Here is a 5,256-nt window from a genome sequence, read left to right on the forward strand (position 1 = left end):
CATTGTTTTGTTTAGCCGCGTGGGCATCGCCCCGCGCGTTTCGCCCCGCATGGACGCGCGGGGCGATGCCCACGCGGTTAAACAGTTTAGAAACCCTACACGGCGTTGGGCTTCGCACCTGTCACGGTGCTTCCGACTCTCCGGGACCGTTGGATCGTTTTCGCCGGCCAAGCTTGGTCGTACAAGTTAGCCGGGCATTCAAACGCTGACGGTTATTTGGGCCACAGGATGCTTGTCAGCGATAAGTGTCAGGTATTTTGACGCAAATGCGTGCTAATGATTGACGGCTGACCGTTAATGCGGCGACAATGTGGCAAGTTCAGAGTCGTGGCGGCGCTGAACAGAGCAATCAATTTTTCGGTCAGAACGTCAAGCTTGGGAAAGAAGCGATGCTGCTATCAGGAGAAGAGATTCGCAGGCGTCAAAACGACCACGAACTGCGAATTGAACCTTTCAACGAAGAACAACTGAATCCCAACAGCTACAACCTTTCGCTGCACAACGAACTGCTAATTTACGAAGAAGTCGTCTTGGATGCCGGGGCACCGAACCGTTACCGACGGATTGAGATTCCACCTGAGGGTTTCACGTTACAGCCCGGAATGCTGTATTTGGGCCGCACGGTCGAATTCACCAAGACGCATGGATTTGTCCCCATGATTCAAGGACGCAGCTCGCTGGGTCGGCTTGGAATTGTGATCAACGCGGGCGGAGCCATCGGCGATGCGGGCTATCAGGGAACCTGGACGCTAGAAATGTACTGCATCCAACCTGTCCGCATTTACGCGGGAATGCAGGTCTGCCAGATCTATTACATGAATCTGGAAGGCGAATGCGAGGAGTACAGTAGCGACAAATACCAGCACAGCCGCGATATCCAACCCAGTTTGATGTTCCGCGAAGTGTCGGGCATCGATAGCGACAAGCAACTGGAACTCAATTTCGATGAATTGTTGCACGGTGCCAGGGAATAACAGCGATTGCAAATTGCAAGTTGAACATTGCAAGTTGCAAATTTTCCTTGAAGAGCTGCATCTTTGGTTTCAAAATTTGCATCGTTCAATTTGAAATTTGCAATAGACAGTCCGGTTCACTTACATCAGCACCGTATTGATCCCCATCACGCCAGAGCATCCACCCTGGCCTACGCAAGCTTGATGCCTCAAACTACGATCACGAATCAACGCTTCGTTTCCTTCCTGAAAACATCTCGCCCATGCCGATCGATCCCGATTTTGCCGCCGCTCTAGCCGCTCACAAAATGGAGATCGACGAACCGATTGCCCTGCGTTTGCAGCAATTTGCCGAGGCGATGTGGAAACTGAACGAAAACCTCAATCTGACGCGTCACACGACTTGGGACCTGTTTGTTGGACGCGACTTGCGAGATTGTTTGCAGCTTTCGCCGCTGATCGAGCCTGGTGAAGAAGTGCTGGACCTGGGCAGCGGAAACGGGATTCCGGGAATTCCACTGGCTATTTTACGCGGCGATATTGAAGTTTCGTTGGCCGAATCGGTGGCCAAGCGGGCGGGGGCTTTGAACGAAATCATCGCCGAACTGGGGCTTCCCGTCGCCGTCTACGCTGCACGCGGCGAAGACCTGTTGGACGATTTTCGTTTTTCAACCATCGTTTCGCGAGCCGTCGGCAGCATCGCGAAATTCTGTCGTTGGGTCGAACCGCACTGGACTTCCGTTGATCGGTTGCTGTTAATCAAAGGCCCCAAATGGGTTGATGAACGGGGCGAAGCCCGCCATCTGGGTTTACTGGCGACCTTAGAACTGCGGCGTCTTGCCAGTTATCCACTCGGTGACACCGAGGAATCCGAGGGCGTCATCTTGCAAGTGATGACGAAATGGCGTGCCAAGCAACTGCAGACGCAGGCTGCTGAGGGCGATCCGGGAACCACGCCAAGCTAACGATCGCTTTCCCAGCCGGGGCGAATGTTTAGACGCGCGGATTATTCCGGCTAGAGCGTCTGGCCCCGTGGTGTTTTGCTTTTCCCAACCGGCCTCGTTCGGTTCTGTCACTAGCGATCCAATTTTGTCGGTCTATACTCGACGGCTCGTTAAGCGGAAAATTGATTCCGCTTCACCAACCCAGCGGCCCTGACTGCATCGCGACCATGACCGACTATAGCCTGACACACCTAAAACAACTCGAAGCCGAGAGCATTCACATTTTTCGTGAAGTTGTCGCCGAATTCTCCAATCCGGTCATGCTTTACAGCATCGGCAAGGATTCCGCGGTGCTATTGCACTTGGCGTTGAAAGCGTTCGCACCGGCGAAGCCGCCGTTTCCATTGCTGCACGTCGATACGACTTACAAGTTCAAGGAAATGTACAAGTTCCGCGACGAATACATCGCTAAGGAACTTGGATTGGACTTGCACGTTCACATCAACCACGAAGGCCTCAAGCACAACATTTGGCCGTGGGTGGACAGCGAAAAACACACCGAACTGATGAAGACGGACAGCCTGAAAATGGCCTTGGACAAAGGCCAATACGATGCCGCGTTCGGTGGTGCCCGACGTGACGAAGAAAAATCACGGGCCAAGGAGCGCGTGTTTAGCTTCCGCGACAAATCACACCGTTGGGATCCAAAGAATCAACGTCCCGAATTGTGGAATCTGTTCAACGCTCGGGTCAACAAAGGCGAATCAATTCGCGTGTTCCCAATGAGCAATTGGACTGAATTGGATGTGTGGCAGTACATCCACTTGGAAAGCATTCCAATCGTGCCCTTGTACCTTTCCGCAAAACGCCGAGTCGTGATGCGTAACGGAACGTTGTTGATGCGAGACGATGACCGCATGCCTTTGTTGCCCGGCGAAGTCGAAGAGGAGCGCATGGTTCGCTTCCGCACCTTGGGCTGCTATCCGCTGTCCGGTGCGGTCGAAAGTGAAGCGACCACGTTACCCGAAGTCATTCAAGAAATGTTGCTGGCGACCACCAGCGAACGCCAAGGTCGAATCATCGATCAAGACGAAGGCGGCGCGGGAATGGAAGAAAAGAAACGCCGCGGATACTTCTAGGAAATCAGGGCATAGGTTTTAGGCGTTAGGTATTAGGAACCTTGACCGACCTTCAACCGCCCAGGGTTAACGCCCCCTTTTCCAGCGAGTCTCTCCTAAAACCTAATCCCCAACATCTAAAACCTTCCACAATGTCACATCAATCTGACCTAATCGCGACCGACATCGACGCTTACCTGAAGCAGCACGAGAACAAGCAATTGCTGCGTTTCATTACTTGCGGCAGCGTCGATGACGGCAAGAGTACTCTGATCGGGCGTCTGCTTTACGACAGCAAAATGATCTACGAAGATCAATTGGCTCAGATCGAAGCCGACTCGAAACTTGTTGGCACCACCGGTGGAAATTTTGACCCGGCCTTGTTGACCGACGGGCTGAAAGCCGAACGTGAACAGGGCATCACGATCGATGTTGCGTATCGCTATTTCAGCACCGCGAAACGCAAGTTCATCATCGCCGACACACCCGGCCACGAACAATACACTCGCAACATGGCGACCGGTGGATCATCGGCCGACCTGGCGGTGATTCTGATCGATGCTCGCCACGGCGTCATGACGCAAACCAAACGCCACTCGTTCATCGTGTCGCTGCTTGGCATTCGCCACGTCGTCGTCGCGGTCAACAAGATGGACTTGATCGACTTTGACGAAGACAAGTTCAACCAAATCTGCGACGACTACCGATCGTTCGCAGCTCGTTTGGACCTGCCCGATTTGCACTTCATTCCGATCAGTGCTCTTAACGGCGATAACGTGGTTGATCGATCCGAAGCGTCGCCGTGGTACACCGGCAGCACGCTGATGAACTTCTTGGAATCCGTTTACATTGGTTCGGACCGCAACCTGCAAGACTTCCGTTTTCCCGTTCAATACGTCAATCGCCCCAACTTGGACTTCCGCGGTTTTTGCGGAACGATTGCGTCCGGAATCGTGCGTCCGGGCGAAGAAATCATGGTCTTGCCCAGCAAACAAAAGTCCAAGATCAAGTCGATCGTCACCTACGATGGTGACATGGACGAAGCGTTCGCACCGCTGTCAGTAACCCTGACGCTGGAAGATGAAATTGACGCCAGTCGTGGCGACATGTTTGTGCGACCGGGCAACGTGCCCAAGTCACGTGATCATGTGGACGCGATGTTGGTTTGGATGGACGGCGAAGCGATGGTGCCGGGCAAGACCTACCTGGTCAAACACACCTCGCAAACCATTCCAGGAACCATCGATACTCTGGCCTACCGAGTCGATGTCAACACGTTGCACCGGAGCCCCGCGCCGGCGTTGGAGCTGAATGAAATTGGCCGAGTCAGCATGTCGCTGTCGTCGCCGATCCACTTCGATGCGTATCGCCGCAACCGCAGCACCGGTGCGTTCATCATTGTTGATCGAATCAGCAATGCGACGGTGGCTGCTGGGATGATTCTGGATAAATCGGGTGACAGCGCTGTTAAATCAGTCTGGGACGATGAAGCGTCTGCAAGCGGCGAAGACTCGGCGGATGTTTCAGCCGTTTCGATCGAAGAACGTTCAGCACGCTTCGGACAAACGCCCGTGACGGTTTTGTTGACCGGTTTGACTGGATCTGGCAAAACAGCGATCGGAAACGCAGTCGAACGCAAACTGTTTGATGCAGGCCGTGCAGTCGCGATGATCGATGGGGAAGCCGTTCGTCGTGGCCTCAGTCGCGATCTAGGGTTTACGGCCGATGATCGCAGCGAGAACCTTCGCCGCAGCGGACACCTTGCCCACACGCTCAACAACGCAGGACTGATCTGTGTCGCGTCCTTCGTCGCACCATCCGAAGACGTGCGTGGAAAGGTCGGCAACCTGATAGGCAAGGATCAGTACTTGGTCGTGCATGTCGCGACACCGATCGAAGTCTGCCGCGAACGTGACACCAAGGGCCAGTACGCTCAAGCGGACGCGGGCGAACTGAGAAACTTCCCCGGCGTGACCGCCGATTACGAAACGCCATCGAGTCCTGACTTAGTCATCGACGCGTCAAGCGATTCCATCGAGGCTTGCGCTGATCAAGTGATCGCGATGCTGAAAGAAAAGAACGTGATTCGATAGAGCGTTTTCAGAGATGATGTAGGCCGGAACAGGCCCGGAGGGCCGGAAGCTCTCTGCCGGGGATGTAAATCCCCGGATGGCAGCGCTATCTCTCACTCTTTCTCTGTTACCAATTCTCTGGCTCGGTTTCGCGGCTACGCCGCGAAAC

Annotated in this window: 4 protein-coding genes; all 4 read left to right on the forward strand. The window is 54.2% G+C overall.

The features are described from left to right. The first annotated feature begins 389 nt into the window (after nucleotides 1-389). The 4 genes from dcd (at nucleotide 390) to cysN (ending at nucleotide 5,108) form a co-directional block, all read left to right on the forward strand. Nucleotides 390-974 carry a dCTP deaminase gene (dcd, locus tag RC85_RS24725; protein ID WP_068267452.1) on the forward strand — a complete coding sequence of 195 codons (585 nt, stop codon included), beginning with the start codon at nucleotides 390-392 and terminating at the stop codon, nucleotides 972-974. 242 nt (nucleotides 975-1,216) lie between these two features. Next, the gene (gene rsmG / locus RC85_RS24730) at nucleotides 1,217-1,918 is read left to right on the forward strand and encodes a 16S rRNA (guanine(527)-N(7))-methyltransferase RsmG (RefSeq protein WP_084423007.1); all 702 of its coding nucleotides are present in this window, start codon (nucleotides 1,217-1,219) and stop codon (nucleotides 1,916-1,918) included. A gap of 197 nt (nucleotides 1,919-2,115) precedes the next feature. Next, nucleotides 2,116-3,036, forward strand: coding sequence for a sulfate adenylyltransferase subunit CysD (gene cysD, locus RC85_RS24735; RefSeq protein WP_420821389.1), 921 nt, complete (start codon nucleotides 2,116-2,118; stop codon nucleotides 3,034-3,036). Nucleotides 3,037-3,167: 131 nt separating this feature from the next. After that, entirely contained in the window at nucleotides 3,168-5,108 is a 1,941-nt protein-coding gene (gene cysN, locus RC85_RS24740) for a sulfate adenylyltransferase subunit CysN (RefSeq protein WP_068267451.1), read from the forward strand. The last annotated feature ends 148 nt before the right edge of the window (nucleotides 5,109-5,256 follow it).

The sequence above is a fragment of the Rubripirellula obstinata genome, assembly GCF_001642955.1.
In the GTDB taxonomy this organism is placed as follows: Bacteria; Planctomycetota; Planctomycetia; order Pirellulales; family Pirellulaceae; genus Rubripirellula; species Rubripirellula obstinata.